The 20,441-nt window shown below is 64.8% G+C and carries 33 protein-coding genes; 29 read left to right on the top strand and 4 right to left on the bottom strand.

Going from position 1 to position 20,441, the window contains the following annotated elements; translation table 11 throughout:
- Positions 1-7: 7 nt before the first annotated feature.
- The 27 genes from rplD to AC3IRM_RS12580 all read left to right on the top strand — a co-directional run bounded on the left by rplD (position 8) and on the right by AC3IRM_RS12580 (position 15,419).
- Positions 8-613, top strand: coding sequence for a 50S ribosomal protein L4 (gene rplD, locus AC3IRM_RS12710; RefSeq protein ID WP_310150806.1), 606 nt, complete (start codon positions 8-10; stop codon positions 611-613).
- Entirely contained in the window at positions 610-909 is a 300-nt protein-coding gene (rplW, locus tag AC3IRM_RS12705; protein WP_232134460.1) for a 50S ribosomal protein L23, read from the top strand. The genes rplD and rplW overlap by 4 nt, the downstream gene beginning before the upstream one ends.
- A gap of 10 nt (positions 910-919) precedes the next feature.
- The gene (gene rplB / locus AC3IRM_RS12700; protein ID WP_159679901.1) at positions 920-1,747 is read left to right on the top strand and encodes a 50S ribosomal protein L2; all 828 of its coding nucleotides are present in this window, start codon (positions 920-922) and stop codon (positions 1,745-1,747) included.
- Positions 1,748-1,753: 6 nt separating this feature from the next.
- Positions 1,754-2,026 carry a 30S ribosomal protein S19 gene (gene rpsS, locus AC3IRM_RS12695; RefSeq protein ID WP_232115897.1) on the top strand — a complete coding sequence of 91 codons (273 nt, stop codon included), beginning with the start codon at positions 1,754-1,756 and terminating at the stop codon, positions 2,024-2,026.
- A gap of 10 nt (positions 2,027-2,036) precedes the next feature.
- Positions 2,037-2,429 (top strand): 50S ribosomal protein L22, encoded by a 393-nt coding sequence (rplV, locus tag AC3IRM_RS12690; RefSeq protein WP_232134462.1) that lies wholly within the window; start codon positions 2,037-2,039, stop codon positions 2,427-2,429.
- A gap of 1 nt (position 2,430) precedes the next feature.
- The gene (gene rpsC / locus AC3IRM_RS12685) at positions 2,431-3,171 is read left to right on the top strand and encodes a 30S ribosomal protein S3 (protein WP_310236748.1); all 741 of its coding nucleotides are present in this window, start codon (positions 2,431-2,433) and stop codon (positions 3,169-3,171) included.
- A gap of 2 nt (positions 3,172-3,173) precedes the next feature.
- Positions 3,174-3,587, top strand: a complete 414-nt coding sequence (gene rplP / locus AC3IRM_RS12680) for a 50S ribosomal protein L16 (RefSeq protein ID WP_232115896.1) — start codon at positions 3,174-3,176, stop codon at positions 3,585-3,587.
- Positions 3,587-3,775, top strand: a complete 189-nt coding sequence (gene rpmC / locus AC3IRM_RS12675) for a 50S ribosomal protein L29 (protein WP_159679895.1) — start codon at positions 3,587-3,589, stop codon at positions 3,773-3,775. The genes rplP and rpmC overlap by 1 nt, the downstream gene beginning before the upstream one ends.
- Before the next feature lie 10 nt (positions 3,776-3,785).
- Positions 3,786-4,046, top strand: coding sequence for a 30S ribosomal protein S17 (rpsQ, locus tag AC3IRM_RS12670; RefSeq protein ID WP_150928979.1), 261 nt, complete (start codon positions 3,786-3,788; stop codon positions 4,044-4,046).
- Positions 4,047-4,061: 15 nt separating this feature from the next.
- Positions 4,062-4,430, top strand: a complete 369-nt coding sequence (rplN, locus tag AC3IRM_RS12665) for a 50S ribosomal protein L14 (RefSeq protein WP_055246849.1) — start codon at positions 4,062-4,064, stop codon at positions 4,428-4,430.
- A gap of 14 nt (positions 4,431-4,444) precedes the next feature.
- Positions 4,445-4,762: a 50S ribosomal protein L24 gene (gene rplX, locus AC3IRM_RS12660; protein WP_310150822.1), complete on the top strand. Its 318-nt coding sequence runs from the start codon at positions 4,445-4,447 to the stop codon at positions 4,760-4,762.
- Between the two features lie 10 nt (positions 4,763-4,772).
- Entirely contained in the window at positions 4,773-5,315 is a 543-nt protein-coding gene (gene rplE / locus AC3IRM_RS12655; protein ID WP_232115894.1) for a 50S ribosomal protein L5, read from the top strand.
- Positions 5,316-5,333: 18 nt separating this feature from the next.
- Positions 5,334-5,639, top strand: coding sequence for a 30S ribosomal protein S14 (gene rpsN, locus AC3IRM_RS12650; protein ID WP_232134464.1), 306 nt, complete (start codon positions 5,334-5,336; stop codon positions 5,637-5,639).
- A 141-nt stretch (positions 5,640-5,780) separates the two neighbouring features.
- Entirely contained in the window at positions 5,781-6,176 is a 396-nt protein-coding gene (rpsH, locus tag AC3IRM_RS12645; protein ID WP_310150826.1) for a 30S ribosomal protein S8, read from the top strand.
- 14 nt (positions 6,177-6,190) lie between these two features.
- Positions 6,191-6,718, top strand: a complete 528-nt coding sequence (gene rplF / locus AC3IRM_RS12640; protein WP_310150828.1) for a 50S ribosomal protein L6 — start codon at positions 6,191-6,193, stop codon at positions 6,716-6,718.
- Between the two features lie 29 nt (positions 6,719-6,747).
- The gene (gene rplR / locus AC3IRM_RS12635) at positions 6,748-7,104 is read left to right on the top strand and encodes a 50S ribosomal protein L18 (RefSeq protein WP_310150831.1); all 357 of its coding nucleotides are present in this window, start codon (positions 6,748-6,750) and stop codon (positions 7,102-7,104) included.
- 167 nt (positions 7,105-7,271) lie between these two features.
- The gene (gene rpsE, locus AC3IRM_RS12630) at positions 7,272-7,805 is read left to right on the top strand and encodes a 30S ribosomal protein S5 (RefSeq protein ID WP_310236750.1); all 534 of its coding nucleotides are present in this window, start codon (positions 7,272-7,274) and stop codon (positions 7,803-7,805) included.
- Positions 7,798-7,995: a 50S ribosomal protein L30 gene (gene rpmD, locus AC3IRM_RS12625; RefSeq protein WP_310236752.1), complete on the top strand. Its 198-nt coding sequence runs from the start codon at positions 7,798-7,800 to the stop codon at positions 7,993-7,995. Before rpsE ends, rpmD begins: the two co-directional genes overlap by 8 nt.
- A gap of 5 nt (positions 7,996-8,000) precedes the next feature.
- A complete protein-coding gene (gene rplO / locus AC3IRM_RS12620; RefSeq protein ID WP_430539740.1) occupies positions 8,001-8,435 on the top strand; it encodes a 50S ribosomal protein L15 in 435 nt (144 codons plus the stop codon).
- Positions 8,436-8,440: 5 nt separating this feature from the next.
- Entirely contained in the window at positions 8,441-9,817 is a 1,377-nt protein-coding gene (secY, locus tag AC3IRM_RS12615) for a preprotein translocase subunit SecY (protein ID WP_489203476.1), read from the top strand.
- A 385-nt stretch (positions 9,818-10,202) separates the two neighbouring features.
- A complete protein-coding gene (rpsM, locus tag AC3IRM_RS12610) occupies positions 10,203-10,559 on the top strand; it encodes a 30S ribosomal protein S13 (protein WP_232134471.1) in 357 nt (118 codons plus the stop codon).
- Between the two features lie 11 nt (positions 10,560-10,570).
- Complete coding sequence (gene rpsK, locus AC3IRM_RS12605) at positions 10,571-10,963, top strand: 30S ribosomal protein S11 (protein ID WP_096297427.1); 393 nt, start codon at positions 10,571-10,573, stop codon at positions 10,961-10,963.
- A gap of 14 nt (positions 10,964-10,977) precedes the next feature.
- Positions 10,978-11,613, top strand: a complete 636-nt coding sequence (rpsD, locus tag AC3IRM_RS12600; RefSeq protein ID WP_159679869.1) for a 30S ribosomal protein S4 — start codon at positions 10,978-10,980, stop codon at positions 11,611-11,613.
- 55 nt (positions 11,614-11,668) lie between these two features.
- On the top strand, positions 11,669-12,667 hold the full coding sequence (locus AC3IRM_RS12595) for a DNA-directed RNA polymerase subunit alpha (protein ID WP_310236754.1): 999 nt from the start codon (positions 11,669-11,671) through the stop codon (positions 12,665-12,667).
- 268 nt (positions 12,668-12,935) lie between these two features.
- On the top strand, positions 12,936-13,316 hold the full coding sequence (gene rplQ, locus AC3IRM_RS12590; RefSeq protein ID WP_159679865.1) for a 50S ribosomal protein L17: 381 nt from the start codon (positions 12,936-12,938) through the stop codon (positions 13,314-13,316).
- A 130-nt stretch (positions 13,317-13,446) separates the two neighbouring features.
- The gene (locus AC3IRM_RS12585; protein ID WP_489203475.1) at positions 13,447-13,947 is read left to right on the top strand and encodes a disulfide bond formation protein B; all 501 of its coding nucleotides are present in this window, start codon (positions 13,447-13,449) and stop codon (positions 13,945-13,947) included.
- 68 nt (positions 13,948-14,015) lie between these two features.
- Positions 14,016-15,419: a class II 3-deoxy-7-phosphoheptulonate synthase gene (locus tag AC3IRM_RS12580; RefSeq protein WP_489203474.1), complete on the top strand. Its 1,404-nt coding sequence runs from the start codon at positions 14,016-14,018 to the stop codon at positions 15,417-15,419.
- Here AC3IRM_RS12580 and AC3IRM_RS12575 read toward each other — a convergent pair whose 3' ends face one another.
- From AC3IRM_RS12575 to typA, 4 genes are all read right to left on the bottom strand, one after another.
- Positions 15,420-15,950 (bottom strand): hypothetical protein, encoded by a 531-nt coding sequence (locus AC3IRM_RS12575; protein ID WP_489203473.1) that lies wholly within the window; start codon positions 15,948-15,950, stop codon positions 15,420-15,422.
- Between the two features lie 70 nt (positions 15,951-16,020).
- Positions 16,021-16,479 (bottom strand): DUF2127 domain-containing protein, encoded by a 459-nt coding sequence (locus AC3IRM_RS12570; protein WP_489203472.1) that lies wholly within the window; start codon positions 16,477-16,479, stop codon positions 16,021-16,023.
- On the bottom strand, positions 16,479-17,000 hold the full coding sequence (locus AC3IRM_RS12565; protein WP_489205921.1) for a 2'-5' RNA ligase family protein: 522 nt from the start codon (positions 16,998-17,000) through the stop codon (positions 16,479-16,481). Before AC3IRM_RS12565 ends, AC3IRM_RS12570 begins: the two co-directional genes overlap by 1 nt.
- Positions 17,001-17,059: 59 nt before the next feature.
- Entirely contained in the window at positions 17,060-18,889 is a 1,830-nt protein-coding gene (gene typA / locus AC3IRM_RS12560) for a translational GTPase TypA (RefSeq protein ID WP_489203471.1), read from the bottom strand.
- 184 nt (positions 18,890-19,073) lie between these two features.
- Here typA and AC3IRM_RS12555 point away from each other — a divergent pair, with 184 nt between their 5' ends.
- On the top strand, positions 19,074-19,568 hold the full coding sequence (locus AC3IRM_RS12555; protein WP_489203470.1) for a peptidylprolyl isomerase: 495 nt from the start codon (positions 19,074-19,076) through the stop codon (positions 19,566-19,568).
- Between the two features lie 52 nt (positions 19,569-19,620).
- Positions 19,621-20,403, top strand: a complete 783-nt coding sequence (locus AC3IRM_RS12550; protein ID WP_489203469.1) for a hypothetical protein — start codon at positions 19,621-19,623, stop codon at positions 20,401-20,403.
- Positions 20,404-20,441 lie beyond the last annotated feature (38 nt).

Genomic DNA, 20,441 nt, shown 5'->3' with positions numbered 1-20,441 from the left:
TAGCACGATGGAACTCGCAATCAACAACAGCAGCACGAAGCTGTCGGTCTCCGACGAAGTCTTCGGCCGCGACTTCAGCGAAAACCTGGTCCACCAGGTCGTCGTTGCCTATCGCAACGCCGGTCGCGCTGGCACCAAGGCGCAGAAGACGCGTTCGGAAGTCCGCGGCACCACCAAGAAGTCGAAGAAGCAGAAGGGCGGCGGTGCGCGTCACGGCGCGCTGACGGCTCCGATCTTCGTCGGCGGTGGCGTGACCTTCGCGGCCAAGCCGCGCAGCTTCGAGCAGAAGGTCAACCGCAAGATGTACCGCGCGGCGATGTCGGCGATCCTGTCCGAGCTCAACCGCCAGGGCCGTCTGACGGTCGTCGAGACGTTCGACCTGTCCGAGACGAAGACCAGCGGCATGGTCGCCAAGCTCAAGGAATTCGATCTGGGCAAGCGCCCGCTGATCGTGACCGAGGACGCGTCCGAGCACCTGTACCTGTCGGCACGCAACCTGCCGTACGTCGAGATCCGCGACGTGCAGGGCCTGGATCCGGTCGCGCTGGTCGGCGCCGATACCGTGCTGATCACCACCGATGCGGTGAAGAAGATCGAGGAGTGGCTGGCATGAACGACGCCAAGCTCTATGAAGTGATCCGTGCGCCGCGTGTGTCCGAAAAGACCGCGCGCCTGCAGGAAGTGTCCAACCAGTACGCGTTCGAAGTGTCGACGGTCGCCACCAAGGCCGACATCAAGGCCGCGATCGAGAAGCTGTTCGACGTCAAGGTCGAGGCTGTCAACGTGTTGAACGTGAAGGGCAAGAACAAGTCCTTCCGTCAGCGCCAGGGCACCCGCGGCGACTGGCGCAAGGCCTACGTGAAGCTGGCCGATGGCCAGTCGATCGACGTCATGAACGCGAAGGTCTGAGGAAGCCCCGATGCCATTGATGAAGTTCAAGCCCACTTCGCCCGGCCGCCGTTCCGCGGTCCGCGTCGTGCACCCCGATCTGCACAAGGGTGCGCCGCACGCTGCGCTGGTCGAGAAGAAGACCAACACCGGTGGTCGCAACCACCACGGCCGCATCACCACCCGTCACATCGGTGGTGGCCACAAGCAGCACTACCGCATCGTCGATTTCAAGCGGGACAAGGAAGGCATTCCGGCGCGCGTCGAGCGCATCGAGTATGACCCGAACCGTACCGCCCACATCGCGCTGCTGTGCTATGTCGACGGCGAGCGCCGTTACATCATCGCGCCGAAGGGCCTGAAGGCCGGCGATCAGGTGATCTCCGGTTCGGACGCCCCGATCAAGACGGGCAACACGCTGCCGCTGCGCAACATCCCGGTCGGTTCGACGATCCACTGCATCGAAATGAAGCCGGGCAAGGGTGCGCAGATCGCGCGCGCCGCCGGTGCCGGCGTGCAGCTGGTGTCGCGCGAAGGCGTCTACGCCACCGTGCGTCTGCGTTCGGGCGAAGTGCGTCGCGTGCCGTCCGAGTGCCGCGCCACGATCGGCGAGGTCAGCAACGACGAGCACAGCCTCGAGAAGCTGGGCAAGGCCGGTGCGAAGCGCTGGCGCGGCGTCAAGCCGACCGTCCGCGGCGCGGCCATGAACCCGGTCGACCATCCGCACGGCGGTGGTGAAGCCAAGGCCGGTCAGGGCAACCCGCATCCGGTTACGCCCTGGGGTGTCCCGACCAAGGGCTACAAGACCCGCCATAACAAGCGGACGCAGCAGTTCATCGTGCGCGATCGCAGGAGCTGATAGACCATGGCACGTTCACTCAAGAAGGGTCCCTTCGTCGACCATCACCTCGTCAAGAAGGTGGAAGCCGCGGGTTCCAACACCAAGAAGCCGATCAAGACCTGGTCGCGTCGCTCGATGGTCCTGCCGGACATGATCGGTTTCACCATCGCCATTCACAACGGCAAGAACCACGTCCCGGTGCTGGTCAACGAGAACATGGTTGGCCACAAGCTCGGCGAATTCGCGTTGACGCGGACCTTCAAGGGTCACGGCGGCGACAAGAAGTCGGGCAGGTAAGGAGCGCACAATGGACAAGGCAACGAAAGCCCGCCTCGAAGAGCAGAAGCGCGCTCGCACCGAGGTCAACAAGCGCACCGCGATCCTTCGCACCGCGCGCATCTCGCCGCAGAAGGCACGTCTGGTCGCTGACCAGGTCCGTGGTCTGCCGGTCGAGCGCGCCGTCGGCCTGCTGAAGTTCTCGGACAAGAAAGCCGCTCACATGATCAAGAAGGTCGTCGAGTCGGCCATCGCCAACGCCGAGAACAACGCTGGCGCGGACGTCGACGAGCTCACGATCGCCACCATCACGGTCGACGAAGGTCCGACGCTGAAGCGCTTCATGGCGCGCGCAAAGGGACGCGGTACCCGCATCCTCAAGCGCACCAGCCACATCACCGTCGTCGTGGGAGAGGGCAAGTAATATGGGTCACAAAGTTCATCCCATCGGCTTCCGTCTGGGTATCTCCAAAGACTGGAATTCCAAGTGGTACGCCGGCAAGAAGGAATACGCCGACTACCTCGTCGCTGACCTGAAGGTCCGCGAGATGCTGCGCAAGCGTCTCGCCTCGGCCGGCATCAGCAAGATCCTGATCGAGCGACCGGCGAAGACGGCGCGCGTGACGATCCACACCGCCCGTCCGGGCGTGGTGATCGGCAAGCGCGGCGAGGACATCGAGAAGCTCCGCAAGGACGTCAGCGACATGATGGGCGTTCCGGCGCACATCAACGTCACCGAAGTCCGCAAGCCGGAACTCGACGCGCAGCTGGTCGCCGAGTCGATCGCGCAGCAGCTCGAGCGCCGCATCATGTTCCGCCGCGCGATGAAGCGCGCTGTCGGTAACGCGATGCGCCTCGGCGCGCTGGGCATCAAGGTCAACGTCGCCGGCCGCCTCAACGGCGCCGAGATCGCGCGTTCGGAGTGGTACCGCGAAGGCCGCGTGCCGTTGCACACCCTCCGCGCCGACGTCGACTACGGCTTTGCCGAAGCCAAGACGACCTACGGGATCATCGGCATCAAGACCTGGATCTACAAGGGCGAAATCTTCGATTTCAGCCAGGTGGGCCAGGAGAAGCAGGACGACACGCCGCGTGGCGGAGACCGTGGTGATCGCAATGACCGCGATCGTCGGGGTCCGCGTCGCGAGCGCGAGGCGAGGGACTAATCATGTTGCAACCCAAGCGAACCAAATACCGCAAGATGCACAAGGGCCGTAACGACGGCCTGGCGTGGAGCGGCAACGCAGTCAGCTTCGGCGAGTTCGGCCTGCGGTCCACTGCGACCGGCCAGCTGACCGCACGTCAGATCGAAGCCGGTCGTCGTTCCATCAGCCGTCACGTCAAGCGCGGCGGCAAGATGTGGATCCGCGTGTTCCCGGACAAGCCGATCACCAAGAAGCCGATCGAAGTCCGAATGGGCTCAGGCAAGGGCAGCGTCGAGTACTGGGTCGCGCAGATCCAGCCCGGCCGCATGATCTTCGAGATCGAGGGTGTCGAGGAGGAGGTGGCGCGTGAAGCGTTCCGCCTGGCCGCCGCGAAGCTGTCGGTCACCACCCAATTCGTGACCCGGACGGTGCGCTGATGGCTACGACGAAGGAACTCCGCGAGAAGTCGGTCGAGGATTTGCAGTCGCATCTCCTCGAGCTGCACAAGGAGCGTTTCTCGCTCCGCATGCAGAAGGCCACTGGCCAGCTGACCAAGACGCATGACACCCGTCGGGTGCGCCGCGAGATTGCGCGCGTCAACACCCTGATCGGTCAGAAGAAGTAAGGACCCGACCATGAATACCGAAAAGAAGCAGCGTACGGTCCAGGGCCGCGTGGTCAGCAACAAGATGGACAAGACCGTCACCGTGCTGGTGGAGCGTCAGGTCAAGCACGCGTTGTACGGCAAGTACATCAAGCGTTCGACCAAGCTCCATGCCCACGATGCCGAAAACGCGTGTCAGGAAGGCGACCTGGTAAAGGTTGTCGAGATTGCACCGATGTCCAAGACCAAGAACTGGCGCGTGGCTGAAATCGTCACGCGCGCCGCCGAATAACGAGGAGGGCATACCATGATCCAGATGCAGAGCCACCTCGATGTGGCGGACAACAGCGGTGCCAAGGAAGTGATGTGCATCAAGGTGCTGGGCGGCTCGAAGCGCCGTTACGCCGGCATCGGCGACATCATCAAGGTGTCGATCAAGGAAGCGATTCCGCGTGGCAAGGTCAAGAAGGGCGAAGTCTATGACGCCGTCGTGGTGCGTACCCGCAAGGGTGTGCGTCGCGCCGACGGTTCGTTGATCCGCTTCGACGGCAATGCCGCGGTGTTGCTCAACAACAAGCAGGAGCCGATCGGCACCCGCATCTTCGGGCCCGTGACCCGTGAACTGCGTTCCGAGAAGTTCATGAAGATCGTCTCGCTCGCGCCTGAAGTGCTCTGAGCGGAGAAACGAAAATGGCTAATCGAATCAAGAAGGGCGACCACGTGATCGTGATCGCCGGCAAGGACAAGGGCAAGCGCGGTGACGTGGTGCGCGTGATCGGCGAGAAGGTCGTCGTCTCGAACATCAATATCGTCAAGCGCCACACCAAGCCGAACCCGCAGGCGGGTCAGGCAGGCGGCGTGGTCGAGCGCGAAGCGCCGATTCATGCTTCGAACGTGATGCCGTTCAACCCTGCCACCGGCAAGGGCGAGCGCATTGGAACCAAGAAGCTCGAGGATGGACGCACGCTGCGCGTGTTCCGCTCGAGCGGTGAGGCGCTCGACGCCTGAGGATGCAAAAATGACGACCCGTCTGGAACAGTTCTACAAGGATGAGGTGGTACCGAAGCTCATGGAGCAGTTCGGTTACGCCAACATCATGCAGGTCCCGCGCCTGAGCAAGATCACCATCAACATGGGCGTGGGCGAAGCTGCCGCGAACAAGAAGGTGCTCGAGAACGCGACTGCCGACATGGCCAAGATCAGCGGCCAGAAGCCGCTGGTGACCAAGTCGCGCGTGTCGGTGGCCTCGTTCAAGATCCGCGATGGCTGGCCGATCGGCTGCAAGGTCACGCTGCGTCGCAATGGCATGTACGAGTTCTTCGATCGCCTGGTCAACGTCGCGCTGCCGCGCGTCCGCGACTTCCGTGGTGTCTCGGCCCGGTCGTTCGACGGCCGCGGCAACTACAACATGGGCGTGAAGGAACAGATCATCTTCCCGGAAATCGACTTCGACGCCGTCGACGCGATCCGCGGTATGGACATCGCCATCACCACGACCGCCCGTACCAACGAAGAAGCCAAGGCCCTGCTGGAAGCCTTCCGCTTCCCGTTCCGCAACTGATCCGAAGGCAGAGCATTTATGGCAAAGACGTCCATGATCAACCGCGAGGTCAAGCGCAAGAAGCTGGCCAAGCAGCACGCCGAAAAGCGTGAGGCGCTGAAGAAGATCATCAGCAGCCCGACCGCCGGTTACGAAGAAAAGGCTGACGCAGTCAACAAGCTGCAGAAGCTGCCGCGCGACTCGTCGCCGGCGCGCCAGACCACGCGTTGCGCGCTGTCCGGCCGCCCGCGTGCCGTCTACAGCAAGTTCGGCCTCGGCCGCAACAAGCTGCGCGAAGCCACCATGCGCGGCGACGTGCCCGGTCTGCGCAAGGCAAGCTGGTAAGAGCGTCGCTCTGCAGGTCTGGCGTTTGCGCGCCGGACCTGTAGAATACCGGCCCTCACGTTGTACCCCGCCCGAAATCCGTGCGGGTCAAAAACTAGTGTTCGCGCAAGCGGATATCGGTGCACTCAGAAGGTAATCATCATGAGCATGACTGATCCCATCGCCGACATGCTGGTCCGCATTCGAAATGCGGCAGCAGTTGGCAAGCAGACGGCGGCGATGCCCTCGTCCAAGATCAAGGTCGCAATCGCCACCGTCCTGAAGGACGAGGGTTACATCAGCGATTTCCGCGTGACCGAGAACGGCGCCAAGGCCGAGCTCGAGATCGTTCTCAAGTATTACGAAGGCCGTCCGGTCATCGAGACCCTGAAGCGTTTCTCGCGCTCGGGTCTGCGTCAGTACCGCGGCAAGGACGCGCTGCCGAAGGTCCTCAACGGCCTGGGCGTGTCCATCATCTCCACCTCGAAGGGCATCATGACCGACGCGCAGGCACGCCAGCACGGTGTCGGCGGTGAAGTCCTGTGCTTCGTGGCTTAAGGGAGTAACGCACAATGTCCCGAGTTGCCAAGAAGCCGATTGCCCTTCCGAAGGGCGTCGAGCTCAACATCCAGCCCGAGCTGGTCAGCGTGAAGGGCCCGAAGGGCACTCTGACGCTCATCAAGCCGTCGGATATCGAGATCACCATCGAAGACGGCAATGCGCTGCTTTCGGCGAATGATCCGTCGCAGATTCCGCTCACCGGCACCCTGCGCGCGATCGTCGCGAACATGGTGCACGGCGTGTCGCAGGGCTTCGAGCGCAAGCTCGAGCTGGTCGGCGTCGGCTACCGCGCAGCGGTCCAGGGCAAGGACCTGAACCTCTCGCTCGGTTTCTCGCACCCCGTCGTGTTCCAGGCGCCGGAAGGCATCACGCTGACCACGCCCACCCAGACCGAGATCCTGGTCCAGGGTGCAGACAAGCAGCTCGTCGGTCAGGTCGCCGCCAAGATCCGCGGATTCCGTCCGCCGGAGCCGTACAAGGGCAAGGGCGTGAAGTACTCCGACGAAACCATCATTCGCAAGGAAGCCAAGAAGGCCTAAGGCCCATCCGCTTCCCGGGGATCAAGATCATGAGCATCAAGAACAACGCCCGCCTGCGCCGCGCCAAGACCACGCGTTCGCACATCCGTGTCCTCGGCGTGCCGCGCCTGTCGGTGCTGCGCACCGGCCAGCACATCTACGCCCAGCTGTTCAATTCGGATGGTTCCAAGGTGCTGGCGGCTGCCAACACCACCCAGGCCGACGTCAAGGACGGCCTGAAGAACGGCAAGAACGCCGACGCCGCCACCGCGGTGGGTCGTGCGATTGCAGAGAAGGCCAAGGCCGCGGGTATCGAGAAGGTCGCATTCGACCGCTCGGGCTACCGCTACCACGGTCGTATCAAGGCACTCGCCGACGCTGCCCGCGAGGGTGGTCTGCAGTTCTGATTCGAACGCTGTCGCCGCCGGGCCTCGTGCCCGGTGTCGCCTGACCTGCCGGCACAGGGTGTGCCGGGCGCCCGCGGCCTTTTGTGCCGCGTCCGCGTTTCACCGATCCGCTTCCCAACTCCAAGCGGCACAAGCCGTGCATCCTCTTATCAATACAGGCAATCCAGATGGCAAACGAAAGGGATAACCGCGGTCGCGGTCGCGATCGCGAAGAGCTCGACGACGGCATGATCGAGAAGCTGATCACGGTCAACCGCGTCAGCAAGACCGTCAAGGGCGGTCGCCAGTTCACGTTCACCGCGCTGACGGTCGTCGGCGACGGCAACGGCAAGGTCGGCTTCGGTTACGGCAAGGCGCGCGAAGTGCCGGTCGCGATCCAGAAATCGATGGAGCAGGCCCGCAAGAACCAGAAGACCGTTGATCTCAACGGCAGCACGCTGTGGCACACGGTCAAGTCGCGCCACGGCGCCGCGAATGTGTTCATGCAGCCTGCCTCCGAGGGTACCGGCGTGATCGCCGGTGGCGCGATGCGCGCCGTGCTCGAAGCCGTCGGCGTCAAGGACGTGCTGGCCAAGGCCGTCGGTTCGCGTAATCCGATCAACCTCGTGCGCGCCACGATCCGCGGCCTCAACGAAATGCACTCGCCGGCGCAGATCGCTGCCAAGCGCGGCAAGAAGGTGGAGGACCTGATCAATGGCTAAGAAGGAATCCACCGGCGGCACCGTCAAGGTGCGTCTGGTCAAGGGTCTGCGGGGTTCGCAGGCCAAGCACCGCCTTTCGGTGAAAGCACTCGGTCTGGGCAAGCTCAACGACGTGCGTGAACTGAAGGACAGCCCGCAGGTCCGTGGCCTGATCAACAAGGTCCACTACCTGGTCCAGGTCGAGGAATAATCGAAATGAAGCTCAATTCTCTCAAGCCCGCACAGGGCGCCCGCACCGAGCGCACGCGCGTCGGTCGCGGTATCGGTTCGGGCCTGGGCAAGACTGCCGGCCGCGGCCACAAGGGTTCGTTCGCGCGCTCGGGCAAGGGCAAGATCAAGGCCGGCTTCGAAGGCGGCCAGATGCCGCTGCGCAAGCGTCTGCCGAAGGTCGGTTTCCGCTCCAAGCTGAAGCTCGACACCGCCGAAGTGATGCTCTATCAGCTCGACAAGCTCGACGGTGACGTCGACTTCGCCGCGCTGCGTGCCGCCAAGCTGGTGCCCAGCACCGCCAAGCGCGCGAAGATCGTCCTCAAGGGCGAGATCAGCAAGAAGCTCGTGCTCAAGGGCGTGCTCGCCACGGCCGGTGCCCGCGCGGCGATCGAAGCCGCTGGCGGCAAGGTCGAGGAGTAAGCCGGATGTCGCGAAGCGGCAGCGCAATGGGTGGGGTCGGCGCCGGGCTCGGTAAATTCACCGAGCTCCGCCAGCGCCTGCTGTTCGTGCTCGGTGCTCTCGTCGTCTACCGCATCGGGTGTTTCATCCCGGTGCCGGGCGTCAATCCCGAAGCCATGCTGCAGCTGATGGAGCGGCAGGAAGGCACCATCGTGGACATGTTCAACATGTTCTCCGGTGGCGCCCTGTCGCGTTTCAGCCTGTTCGCATTGAACGTGATTCCGTACATCTCGGCGTCGATCGTGATGCAGCTGCTGGTGCAGGTCGTGCCCAGCCTGAAAGCCATCCAGAAGGAAGGCGAGTCGGGCCGGCGCAGGATCACCCAGTGGTCGCGTATCGGTGCGATTCCGCTGGCGGTGTTCCAGTCGGCGGGTATCGCTGTGGCGTTGCAGAGCTCGGGTGCGAACAACGGCATCCCGGTCGTCTACGCGCCGGGTATGGGCTTCGTACTGACCGCGATCATCGCGCTCACCGCGGGCACCATGTTCCTGGTGTGGTTGGGCGAGCAGGTCACCGAGCGCGGCATCGGCAACGGTGTGTCGCTGATCATCTTCGCCGGCATCGTGGCGGGTCTGCCGGGCGCCGTGCTGGGTACGTTCGATTCGCTGCGCAGCGGAGACATGAGCCCGATCGCGGCGATCCTGCTGGTGATCGTGGTGCTGGCGGCGGTGTTCTTCGTGGTGTTCGTCGAGCGTGGCCAGCGCCGGATCACGGTCAACTACGCGCGTCGTCAGGGTGGTCGCAACGCGTACATGAACCAGAGCTCGTTCCTGCCGCTCAAGCTCAACATGGCAGGCGTGATTCCGGCGATCTTCGCGTCCTCGATCATCATGTTCCCGGCAACGGTCACCACGTGGTTCGGTGAAGCTTCGTCGTCGAGCGGCTGGCAGCAGATGCTGCAGCGCATGGCGCAGGCGATCTCGCCCGGCGAGCCCCTGTATGTGCTGCTGTTCGGTGGTCTGATCGCGGGCTTCGCGTTCTTCTACACCGCGCTGGTATTCAACAGCCAGGAAACGGCCGACAACCTCAAGAAGTCGGGCGCGCTGATTCCGGGCATCCGTCCGGGCAAGGCGACCGCGGATTACATCGACGGTGTGCTGACCCGCCTCACGGCAGTCGGCGCGGCCTATCTGGTCCTGGTCTGCCTGCTGCCGGAGTTCATGCGCGCCGAATTCGGCAGCTCCTTCCACTTCGGCGGCACGTCGCTGCTGATCGTGGTGGTGGTGATCATGGACTTCATTGCGCAGGTCCAGTCGCATCTGATGTCGCACCAGTACGAAAGCCTGCTGAAGAAGTCGAACCTCAAGGGTTCGCGCAGCGGGGGCGGCCTCACCGGCCGTTGATGTTCCGCCGGGCCGCCTTGACGGTCGTCCGGCAATGTTCTCGCGGCATGGGCACTCCCCATGTCGCATCGCACCGTCCGATGGGGCAGTGCACGAAGTCCGGACCTACGCGCCGGACTTCAGATGGGCGACTCGTACGGCGGTCTCGTGTGCGAGTGGTCCAGGAAGATCCGCACGCCAGAGTAGCGAGCGGGGCAGGCGAGGGAGATCGTTCCCGAAAGCTGCCGGTCCTGGACTGTCGCCGGAGCATGGGCACGCTCCCCATGCCGGGTTCACTGGCGCCTTGGCGCCGTGGGCTTCCTGAAACCACGAGGCCCTGCTATTATTTCTTGTTCCCTTTTGCCGGGATTGAACCCCTGGCAGCAAACCAGTTGGAGATCCGCGCATGGCGCGTATTGCAGGTGTGAACCTGCCTGCCCAGAAGCATGTCTGGGTTGGGCTTCAAAGCATTTTCGGCATTGGCCGTACCCGTTCGAAGAAGGTCTGCGAAGCCGCAGGCGTGACCTCGACCACGAAGATCCGCGATCTGTCCGAACCGGAAGTCGAGCGTCTGCGCTCGGAAGTCGGCAAGTACGTGGTCGAGGGCGACCTGCGTCGCGAAGTCGGCATGGCCATCAAGCGTCTGATGGACCTGTCGTGCTACCGCGGCCTGCGTCACCGTCGTGGTCTCCCGCTGCGTGGCCAGCGCACCCGGACCAATGCACGCACCCGTAAGGGTCCGCGCAAGGCCATCAGGAAGTAAGGAGCACAGCCATGGCCAAGCCCGCAGCTACCAAGACCAAGAAGAAGATCAAGCGCGTCGTCACCGACGGCATCGCGCATGTCCACGCTTCGTTCAACAACACGATCATCACGATCACCGACCGCCAGGGCAACGCGCTCTCGTGGGCGACCTCGGGAGGCGCGGGTTTCCGCGGCTCGCGCAAGTCGACCCCGTTCGCAGCCCAGGTCGCCGCAGAGAAGGCCGGCAAGGCCGCCCTCGACTACGGCGTCAAGTCGCTTGAAGTCCGCATCAAGGGCCCGGGTCCGGGTCGTGAGTCGGCCGTGCGCTCGCTGAACAACGTGGGCTACAAGATCATCAACATCATCGACGTGACGCCCATCCCGCACAACGGATGCCGCCCGCCGAAGAAGCGTCGCGTCTAAAGGAGCGATAAGAAATGGCTCGTTACATCGGTCCTACCTGTAAGCTCGCGCGCCGTGAAGGCGCCGACCTCTCCCTCAAGAGCCCGACCCGCGCGCTCGACTCGAAGTGCAAGCTGGAGCAGAAGCCCGGCCAGCACGGTGCCGGTACCGGCGCGCGTCGCAGCAAGCTGTCCGATTACGCCACCCAGCTTCGCGAGAAGCAGAAGGTCAAGCGTATCTACGGTCTGCTCGAACGTCAGTTCCGCAACTACTACAAGAAGGCGTCGAACAAGAAGGGCAACACGGGTGAAAACCTGCTGCAGCTCCTCGAGACGCGCCTCGACAACGTCATCTACCGCATGGGCTTCGCGGTGACCCGTCCGGCCGCGCGCCAGCTGGTGTCGCACCGTGGTGTCACGGTCAATGGCCAGTCGGTGAATCTGCCGTCGTACCAGGTCAAGGCAGGCGACGCGATCGCACTGTCGGAGAAGGCACAGAAGCAGCTTCGCGTGCAGGAAGCGCTCACCGTGTGGTCGACGATGGATCTGTCCCCGTCGTGGGTCGAAGTCGACTCCAAGGCGTTCAGTGGTGTGTTCAAGTCCGTCCCAGATCGTGCCGATCTGCCGGCGGATATCAACGAAGCGCTGATCGTCGAGCTGTACTCGAAGTAATTCAACCAGGTGCCGCCGCGTGGAAAGCGCGGCGGTCCTCAGGAGACACACACACATGACGGCTACCGCCAACCAGGTCCTGCGTCCCCGCGGCCCTCAGATCGAACGTCTCGCGGGCAACCGCGCGAAGGTCGTGATCGAGCCGCTGGAGCGCGGGTATGGGCACACGCTGGGCAATGCCCTGCGTCGCGTGCTCCTGTCGTCGATTCCGGGCTTCGCGATTACGGAAGTCGAGATCGACGGCGTGCTGCACGAGTACAGCACCATCGAGGGCCTGCAGGAAGACGTGCTGGAAGTCCTGCTGAACCTCAAGGACGTCGCCATCCGCATGGGCACCGGCGAAGCGTCCACGCTGTCGCTGTCGAAGACGGGCGCGGGCGTCGTGACGGCCGCCGATATCAAGACCGACCACAACGTCGAGATCCTCAACGGCGAGCACATCATCTGCCACCTGACCAAGGACGCGTCGATCAACATGCGTCTGAAGATCGAGCGCGGTTTCGGCTATCAGCCGGCTTCCGCACGTCGTCGTCCGGACGAGGAGACCCGCGCCATCGGTCGCCTGATGCTGGACGCGTCGTTCTCGCCGGTGCGTCGCGTGGCCTATGAGGTCGAAGCGGCGCGCGTCGAGCAGCGTACCGACCTCGACAAGTTGGTCCTGGACATCGAGACCAACGGCACGATCGATGCCGAGGAAGCCGTGCGCACCGCCGCCGACATCCTCACCGATCAGCTGTCGGTGTTCGGCGACTTCACGCACCGCGATCGCGGCGCGGCGAAGCCGCAGGCACCGGGCGTCGACCCGATCCTGCTGCGTCCGATCGACGATCTGGAGCTGACGGTGCGTTCGGCCAATTGCCTCAAGGCCGAGAGCATCTATTACATCGGCGATCTGATCCAGAAGACCGAAGTCGAACTGCTCAAGACCCCGAACCTCGGCAAGAAGTCGCTGACCGAGATCAAGGAAGTCCTGGCGCAGCGCGGCCTGGCACTGGGCATGAAGCTCGAGAACTGGCCGCCGACCGGCGTGTCCGCTCACGGCATGCTTGGTTAAGCATCCCGTGTGCAGCCGATGCCGTCAGGCATCGGTTGCGGGATGTGAACGCCCGGCGTGCTTTGCCGGGCCGGGGGTGCAAACGCGGCGCGAGCCGCGGCTCCCGATCTGTATTTAGATGTATGCAAGACCGCGCCGACGGGCAGAAGCCCGCGGCGTTGCCGGTGAAGGACGACCGGTTCCGGACCATCCGCAGTCCAAGTTCCAACGCCAGGACGGCGACAACGCTGCACACAGACCCACCATTCCTATCTGAAGGATCCATGCCATGCGCCACCAGAAAGCCGGACGCAAGTTCAACCGCACCAGCGCCCATCGTGAAGCGATGTTCCGCAACATGGCCGCTTCGCTGATCAAGAGCGAACTCATCAAGACGACCCTGCCGAAGGCCAAGGAACTGCGCCGCGTCGCAGAGCCCCTGATCACCCTCGGCAAGGTCGACAGCGTCGCCAACCGTCGTCTCGCTTTCGCGCGTCTGCGCGACAAGGAAGCCGTCGGCACGCTGTTCACCACCGTCGGTCCGCGCTACAGCGCGCGTCCGGGCGGCTACCTGCGCATTCTCAAGTGCGGCTTCCGCGCCGGCGACAACGCGCCGATGGCGTATGTCGAGCTGGTCGATCGCCCGCAGGCGTCGGTCGAAGCCGAGTAATCCGCATCGTGACGACCTGCGCCAGTTGCGCAGGTTCCCGTGATCGATGGAACGAAGCCCCGGCACTTGCCGGGGTTTTTGTTTGCGCGGTGCGGGACGATAATCGCGACACCCTATCGACGGTCTGCCCATGAATCCTGTCCGCTGGTCGTTCCGCACGCTGATGCTCGTCGGCGCCGTCGCCTGCTTTGCCCTGATCGGTTTCGCGATCTACTCGCAGCTGCAGTGGGGGCTCGAACCGTGTCCGCTGTGCATCTTCCAGCGACTGGCCTTCGCGGCGCTCGGTGTGGTGTTGTTGATCGCCGGCATCCACGCACCGCGCGGACGCGGCGGCCGTACGACCTACGGCCTGCTGGGCTTCGCAGCCGCCACGGTCGGCATCGGTATCGCCGGACGTCACGTATGGCTGCAGATGCATCCACCCGGCTTCGCGACCTGCGGCGCGCCGTTCGCCTTCATGCGCGAAACCATGGACACGCCCACGCTGATCCAGAAGGTGCTGACCGGCTCCGGCGACTGCGGCACCGTCGACTGGACGTTCCTCGGCCTGTCGATGCCGGCCTGGAGCCTGGTGTGGTTCCTGCTGCTGGCCGCGCTCGCACTGTTCGCCGGCCTGCGTACACGCCGCTGAGCGGTTGCGGCCGAAATTGACGCAGGGCAGCAAACTGCGATGATGGCCGCCCGCGAGAGGAACACCCCATGTCGTCGTCCATTGAGCGCAGCCTGCATCCCGTGAACCTGCCCGAGAACTGGCAGCCGGAGAGCTGGCGCACGCGCCCGGCCAAACAGCTGCCGACCTATCCCGATCAGGCCGCCCTGGCTGCCGTGCAGGAAGAGTTGCGCGCATTGCCACCGCTGGTGACCTCGTGGGAGATCCTCAGCCTCAAGCAGCAACTGGCCGAAGCCCAGGAGGGTCGGCGGTTCCTGTTGCAGGGCGGCGACTGCGCCGAGAACTTCGGCGACTGCACCTCCGACGTCATCTCCAACCGGCTCAAGGTGCTGCTGCAGATGAGCCTGGTGCTCGTGCACGGCATGCGCCTGCCGGTGGTGCGCGTGGGCCGGTTCGCCGGCCAGTACGCGAAGCCGCGTTCGGCCGACACCGAAACCCGGGATGGCGTGACCCTGCCTTGTTACCGCGGCGACGTGGTCAATGCGCCGGCGTTTACGCCCGAAGCCCGGATTCCAGACCCGCGCCGCATGGTGCGCGCGCATGCGCGTTCGGCGATGACGATGAATTTCGTGCGCTCGCTGATCGACGGTGGCTTCGCGGATCTGCACCATCCCGAATACTGGGGACTGGAGTGGGTGGGCGAATCGCCGCTGGCCGAGGAATACCAGCGCATGGTCTCGGGTCTCGGCGACGCCGTGCGTTTCATGGAGACGCTGGCCGGCACGCAGGTGCACAACCTCAATCGCGTCGATTTCTACACCTCGCACGAAGCGCTGCTGCTGCCTTACGAGGAAGCGAACACGCGTCAGGTGCCGCGCCAGTGGGGCTGGTTCAATCTCAGCACGCATTTTCCGTGGATCGGCGTGCGCACTGCTGCACTCGACGGCGCGCACGTCGAGTATTTCCGCGGGCTGCGCAATCCGATCGGCGTCAAGGTCGGCCCGACGTCGACGGCGGACGAACTGCTGCGCCTGATCGATGTACTCAATCCAGACGACGAGCCGGGCCGCCTGAGCCTGATCCACCGCATGGGCGCGACCCAGGTCGCCGAGCGCCTGCCGGCATTGCTCGACGCAGTACGCCGCTCGGGCCGTCGCGTGCTGTGGATCTGCGATCCGATGCACGGCAATACCGAGTCGACCAGCAACGGCTACAAGACGCGCCGCTTCGACAACATCCGCAGCGAGATCGAGCAGGCGTTCGATCTGCACGCCGCGGCCGGCACGCGCTTGGGCGGTGTGCATCTGGAACTCACCGGCGAAGACGTCACCGAGTGCATGGGCGGCGCGCGGGCGTTGACCGAGACCGATCTCGAGCGCGCCTACAAGAGCCAGGTCGATCCGCGCCTGAACTACGAACAGGCGTTGGAGACCGCGATGCTGATCGTGCGCAAGCAGGTGCAGGTGGGCCGCGCGTCGGGCGTGACCGCCTGATCAATCCGCGCGGCGCTGCTGGAGTTCGGCGCCCATCCGGCGGAAGGTTTCGGAGACGTCGGGATTGCTCGAGACATCGAACGTGCCCGCGTCCACCGCGTCGGTGATGCGGGCGCAGTCGACCCGCGTCACCTTGCCGTCCGCGAACAGCGCCTGCTGCATGCGCGCGACGGCGTCCCCGAACTCGGCCTTGCGCTGCGCATGGAACTGCACGCCAGCGGCGTCGCCCATGCGCGTGGCAACGGTCTCGCCCAGGGCATGGATCCACAGGCTGCCGACGAGGAAGGGCTCGGCGTTGCGGCGTTCCCAGCCGGCATGCGCCGCCCGGGCGCTCGGGCCGTCCGGCGCGGGTAATGCGCCGCACCACTGCCCCAGCGTGACGTCGACGAACATGCCGTGCGTCATCACCAGTCCGGCCGCGGCGTTGCGCGCTTCCAGCGTATCGGCGGCCTGCAGCGTGCCGCAGGCGCTTGCCAGCAGCAACGCGAGCGCGCAACGCGCACCACGGGAAACGGGGAAGGCGGTCGTCATCGTCGCGTCCTGGCGTGAGGCGGAGTGCCGTCACACCAGTCTGGCGACGCGGTTGCCGGTGGCGATGGGATCAGGCCGCGCTGCGGCGTCGGCGCAGATCGCGCGCGAGCACCAGCACGATCATCAGGTTGAGCAGGAAAACACCCCAGGTCATCCAGTCCGGGTGCTGCCACAGCGCATAGATCTCGAACGGCAGATACGCGGCCGCGCCGATCACGCCCAGCCAGGACGCCCACGCGCGATGGCGCCACAGGCCCCAGCCTTCGAACAGGCGCATGACGGCGTAGATCACCGCCACGCCGATGGCGATGTGCAGCCGTTCCGGTGTGATCGCATCGAGCATCGCGGTGCCGCTGCGCTCGGCATCGACGCCGAAGCGCGCGAGTACGCGTTCGAGCTCGTGCTGCAGGGCGTCCGGGCCGATCGCCGCCAGCGCGCCGGCGACGAGCAGGGCAATGACGCCCTTGCCGGCTTCGAACAGCGCGATCGCGCGCAGGCCTTTGTGGGTGTCGATGCGATCGTCGGTCATCAGAACAGGGCGTCCTGTCGGGGTGGCGCGGGCAATGCCGCGCCGGTCAATGGCCACGCGCCGAGCGCGTCGTAGCGGCCACCGGGATTGAACAGCAATTCGAATCTGTCGACGTCGAGGCTATCGGCGCCGCAGTCTGCCGTGTCGAGCCACGTCTGCGGCGGCAGTCCCCGTTCGAGGAACGCGAGCGTGACATGCGGCCGCGTGGTCCGCTCCATGGGCGCGGTACCCGCGCGGCGGGCTGCGTCATGGCTCGCATCGCACAGGGCCTGCAGTGCAGGGCAGGGCGCCGGCAACGCGACGACCGCGCCGGAGTGGCGCCAGTAGGCGAGACGTTCGAGGGTGAAGCGGTGTGGCGGAATCCGGGTTGCCGCGTCGGCGAACGCATCCAGAAGCGCCGGTGCGACCACGGGGCCGGCGGTCTCACTCACGAAACAGAGCGTGACGTGCCACTGGTCGGCGCGCCGCAGTTGCAAAGAAGGCGCGTCCGATGGACGCGCCTCCTGCAAACGGTGCAACACCGTCGCGAGCACCGCCCGGCCGTCGGCACTGGGCCGCCACGCCGGGAACAGCGCCTGGCTCACGCTGCGCGGGACGCGCGCTTGCGATCGCTCTCGGTCAGGAACTTCTTGCGCAGGCGGATTTCCTTCGGCGTAACTTCGACCAGCTCGTCGTCATCGATGAAGTCCAGAGCCTGTTCCAGCGAGAACTTGATCGCCGGGGTCAGCGCGATGGCATCGTCCTTGCCCGAGGCGCGCATGTTGGTCAGCGGCTTGGTCTTGATCGCGTTGACGGTCAGGTCGTTGTCCTTGGAGTGGATACCGACCAGCTGACCCTCATACACGTTGTCGCCCTCGGCGGCGAACAGCTTGCCGCGTTCCTGCAACGGGCCGAGCGAGTAGGCCGGCGTGGCGCCCGGCGCATTGGCGATCATCACGCCGTTCAGGCGCTTGGCGATCGCACCGGTTTCCTTCGGGCCGTAGCGGTCGAACACGTGGAACAACAGGCCGCCGCCCTGGGTCAGGGTCTTGAACTCGTTCTGGAAGCCGATCAGGCCACGTGCCGGGATCTCGTAGTCCAGACGCACGCGTCCCTTGCCGTCCGACTCCATGTTCTTCAGCTGGCCCTTGCGGATGCCGAGCTTCTCCATCACGCCGCCCTGGTGCTGCTCTTCGACGTCGACCACCAGCTGCTCGATCGGCTCCATCTGCTGGCCGTCGATCTCCTTGATGATGACTTCCGGGCGCGACACGGCCAGTTCAAAGCCTTCGCGGCGCATGTTCTCGATCAGCACCGAGAGATGCAGTTCGCCGCGGCCGGACACCAGGAACTTGTCCGCGTCTTCCAGCTGCTCGACCTTCAGCGCCACGTTGTGCACGGTCTCGCGCTCAAGGCGATCCTTCAGCTGGCGGCTGGTCAGGAACTTGCCGCCGGACAGATCCTTGTTGCCTGCGAACGGCGAGTTGTTGACCTGGAAGGTCATCGAGATGGTGGGCTCGTCAACGGTCAGTGCAGGCAGCGCTTCCGGGGTATCCAGGGCGCAGACCGTGTCGGAAATCGTCAGGTCCTGGATGCCGGAGATGGCGACGATGTCGCCGGCCTCGGCAGTGTCCTGCTCGATGCGCTCCAGACCCAGGAAGCCCAGCACCTGCATCACCTTGCCCTGGCGCTTCTTGCCTTCACGGCTGATGACCGAGACCGGCATGTTCTTCTTCAGGGCGCCGCGCTGGATGCGGCCGATGCCGATCACGCCCACGAAATTGTTGTAGTCCAGCTGGCTGATGCGCATCTGGAAGGGACCGTCCGGATCCACTTCCGGCGCCGGCGCATGCTGCATGATCGCTTCGTACAACGGGGTCATGTCGCCCGAACGCGCGGCATCGTCGAGGCTCGCGTACCCATGCAGCGCCGAGGCATAGACGATCGGGAAGTCGAGCTGCTCGTTGGTCGCGCCCAGCTTGTCGAACAGATCGAACACCTGGTCAATCACCCAGTCCGGGCGCGCGCCCGGGCGGTCGATCTTGTTGACGACGACGATCGGCTTGAAGCCCATCGCGAACGCCTTCTGGGTCACGAAGCGCGTCTGCGGCATCGGGCCGTCCATCGCGTCGACCAGGATCAGCACGGTGTCCACCATCGACAGCACGCGCTCGACCTCGCCGCCGAAGTCGGCGTGGCCCGGGGTGTCGACGATGTTGATGCGGTTGCCGTTCCAGGTGATCGCCGTGTTCTTGGCGAGGATCGTGATGCCACGTTCCTTTTCCTGGTCGTTGCTGTCCATCACGCGCTCGGCAAGCACGGTGCGCTCGGACAGGGTGCCCGACTGCTTCAGCAGGCAGTCGACGAGGGTGGTCTTGCCATGGTCGACGTGGGCGACGATGGCGATATTGCGCAGGCGTTCGATGGACATGGGCAAGGCTGCGCCAGAGTCGAAGACCGGGGCGCACAAGAGTCAGTGAAAGAGCCCCGCATTATAGCGTGTTGCGCTGCCGCATGGCGGGGCCGCCCAAACACCGCTTGAAACCGGTCGCGAGAGGCCGCATGTCGCGGGTTCGTCGGTGCGCCGATGATTGTCCCTTCAACCAGGATTTCCCATGTCCCTGAACGCTGTATTCGATACCGACCGTGGCCAGATCAAGGTCGAGCTGCACGCCGACAAGGCGCCGCTGACCGTGGCCAACTTCGTCAACCTCGCCCAGCGCGGGTTCTACGACGGTCTCAGCTTCCACCGCGTGATCCCGGACTTCATGATCCAGGGCGGCTGTCCCGAAGGCTCCGGCCGCGGTGGCCCGGGCTACAAGTTCGAAGACGAGACCAACAACGGCGTCAAGCACGACCGTGGCGTGCTGTCCATGGCGAACGCGGGCCCGAACACCAATGGCAGCCAGTTCTTCATCACCCACATCAAGACCGACTGGCTGGACGGCAAGCACACCGTGTTCGGCAAGGTCACCGAAGGCCTGGACATCGTGGACGCGGTGAAGCAGGGCGACGCGATCAAGTCCATCAAGATCGAGGGCGACGTCGACGCCGCGCTGGCGGCGAAGGCCGATCGCGTCGCCGAGTGGAACAAGACACTCGCTGCGTAAGCGACACCGACAGGCCGGCCACTCGCCGGCCTGTTTTCTTTGGGGGAATGGAATGGCCTCGAACGGCACGTGGTGGTGCGGTCTGGTGTTGGCGCTGGGCGTCGGCCTGCTGTCCGGTTGCGGGCCTTCTGCGCCTGATGCCGGCATCGACAGCGTGGGCCCGGATTTGGCGGACACGCCGCAGACGCAGGATCTCGAGCGCAGCCTCGACGGCATCTGGAGCACCGGCCGCTCGCAGGGCGACGACGCCGAAACGATCTACGCCATCCAATGGCAGGACGCGTATGGACTGCGGATCCTGCGCGATGGTGTCTGGCTTGCAGGCGCGGTCGAGGATGTCGATGTGGGCAACCAGACGCTGGCCTTCCGCGTCACCCGCGAGAACGGGCCGGATGAGACGGTGACCCTGCGCAAGGTGCAGGACGCGATGCCCGGGGCCGGCTTCACGTTGCGGGTCACCTGGGCGCAGGGACAGGTCGAGACGCTGGGCTTCGTGCGTCGGCTGACCGAGCGTGATCACCAGGAACTCGTGCTGGCGATCCGCCAGGCCGAAGTGCTGCCGGAGGCAGTGGCGTGCGGCGGCGACGCCCCGGCGGACAGCCTGCGGGCGACGCTGGCCTGCAGCGAGATCGAGTTCGCTGAGCTCGATCGAAGCCTGCGTACGCAGCTGGTCGAGTTGTCGGCGCGATACCCCGATGGCGACCGCACCGCGGCCGCCGTGGTGAAGCAGCTCGATGCCTGCAGGACCGCCGAGTGTCTGCGCGACGCCTACGCGCAGTGGCAGACCTATTTCGACGACAACTACGACCTCGGCGACGTGCTCGACTACCTTTGAAACCGCGTCTCGCAGCCCGCCGCCCCGGCGGTCGCCAC

Source organism: Luteimonas sp. KH_071 (genome assembly GCF_057838005.1).
The sequence above is the reverse complement of the archived record's forward strand: the minus strand, read 5'-3'. Positions and strand labels throughout refer to the sequence as shown.

Coding starts and splice junctions, on each gene's coding strand:
- rplD (WP_310150806.1), top strand. CDS start 8: ATGGAACTCGCAATCAACAACAGCAGCACGAAGCTGTCGGTCTCCGAC.
- rplW (WP_232134460.1), top strand. CDS start 610: ATGAACGACGCCAAGCTCTATGAAGTGATCCGTGCGCCGCGTGTGTCC.
- rplB (WP_159679901.1), top strand. CDS start 920: ATGCCATTGATGAAGTTCAAGCCCACTTCGCCCGGCCGCCGTTCCGCG.
- rpsS (WP_232115897.1), top strand. CDS start 1,754: ATGGCACGTTCACTCAAGAAGGGTCCCTTCGTCGACCATCACCTCGTC.
- rplV (WP_232134462.1), top strand. CDS start 2,037: ATGGACAAGGCAACGAAAGCCCGCCTCGAAGAGCAGAAGCGCGCTCGC.
- rpsC (WP_310236748.1), top strand. CDS start 2,431: ATGGGTCACAAAGTTCATCCCATCGGCTTCCGTCTGGGTATCTCCAAA.
- rplP (WP_232115896.1), top strand. CDS start 3,174: ATGTTGCAACCCAAGCGAACCAAATACCGCAAGATGCACAAGGGCCGT.
- rpmC (WP_159679895.1), top strand. CDS start 3,587: ATGGCTACGACGAAGGAACTCCGCGAGAAGTCGGTCGAGGATTTGCAG.
- rpsQ (WP_150928979.1), top strand. CDS start 3,786: ATGAATACCGAAAAGAAGCAGCGTACGGTCCAGGGCCGCGTGGTCAGC.
- rplN (WP_055246849.1), top strand. CDS start 4,062: ATGATCCAGATGCAGAGCCACCTCGATGTGGCGGACAACAGCGGTGCC.
- rplX (WP_310150822.1), top strand. CDS start 4,445: ATGGCTAATCGAATCAAGAAGGGCGACCACGTGATCGTGATCGCCGGC.
- rplE (WP_232115894.1), top strand. CDS start 4,773: ATGACGACCCGTCTGGAACAGTTCTACAAGGATGAGGTGGTACCGAAG.
- rpsN (WP_232134464.1), top strand. CDS start 5,334: ATGGCAAAGACGTCCATGATCAACCGCGAGGTCAAGCGCAAGAAGCTG.
- rpsH (WP_310150826.1), top strand. CDS start 5,781: ATGAGCATGACTGATCCCATCGCCGACATGCTGGTCCGCATTCGAAAT.
- rplF (WP_310150828.1), top strand. CDS start 6,191: ATGTCCCGAGTTGCCAAGAAGCCGATTGCCCTTCCGAAGGGCGTCGAG.
- rplR (WP_310150831.1), top strand. CDS start 6,748: ATGAGCATCAAGAACAACGCCCGCCTGCGCCGCGCCAAGACCACGCGT.
- rpsE (WP_310236750.1), top strand. CDS start 7,272: ATGGCAAACGAAAGGGATAACCGCGGTCGCGGTCGCGATCGCGAAGAG.
- rpmD (WP_310236752.1), top strand. CDS start 7,798: ATGGCTAAGAAGGAATCCACCGGCGGCACCGTCAAGGTGCGTCTGGTC.
- rplO (WP_430539740.1), top strand. CDS start 8,001: ATGAAGCTCAATTCTCTCAAGCCCGCACAGGGCGCCCGCACCGAGCGC.
- secY (WP_489203476.1), top strand. CDS start 8,441: ATGTCGCGAAGCGGCAGCGCAATGGGTGGGGTCGGCGCCGGGCTCGGT.
- rpsM (WP_232134471.1), top strand. CDS start 10,203: ATGGCGCGTATTGCAGGTGTGAACCTGCCTGCCCAGAAGCATGTCTGG.
- rpsK (WP_096297427.1), top strand. CDS start 10,571: ATGGCCAAGCCCGCAGCTACCAAGACCAAGAAGAAGATCAAGCGCGTC.
- rpsD (WP_159679869.1), top strand. CDS start 10,978: ATGGCTCGTTACATCGGTCCTACCTGTAAGCTCGCGCGCCGTGAAGGC.
- AC3IRM_RS12595 (WP_310236754.1), top strand. CDS start 11,669: ATGACGGCTACCGCCAACCAGGTCCTGCGTCCCCGCGGCCCTCAGATC.
- rplQ (WP_159679865.1), top strand. CDS start 12,936: ATGCGCCACCAGAAAGCCGGACGCAAGTTCAACCGCACCAGCGCCCAT.
- AC3IRM_RS12585 (WP_489203475.1), top strand. CDS start 13,447: ATGAATCCTGTCCGCTGGTCGTTCCGCACGCTGATGCTCGTCGGCGCC.
- AC3IRM_RS12580 (WP_489203474.1), top strand. CDS start 14,016: ATGTCGTCGTCCATTGAGCGCAGCCTGCATCCCGTGAACCTGCCCGAG.
- AC3IRM_RS12575 (WP_489203473.1), bottom strand. CDS start 15,950: ATGACGACCGCCTTCCCCGTTTCCCGTGGTGCGCGTTGCGCGCTCGCG.
- AC3IRM_RS12570 (WP_489203472.1), bottom strand. CDS start 16,479: ATGACCGACGATCGCATCGACACCCACAAAGGCCTGCGCGCGATCGCG.
- typA (WP_489203471.1), bottom strand. CDS start 18,889: ATGTCCATCGAACGCCTGCGCAATATCGCCATCGTCGCCCACGTCGAC.
- AC3IRM_RS12555 (WP_489203470.1), top strand. CDS start 19,074: ATGTCCCTGAACGCTGTATTCGATACCGACCGTGGCCAGATCAAGGTC.
- AC3IRM_RS12550 (WP_489203469.1), top strand. CDS start 19,621: ATGGCCTCGAACGGCACGTGGTGGTGCGGTCTGGTGTTGGCGCTGGGC.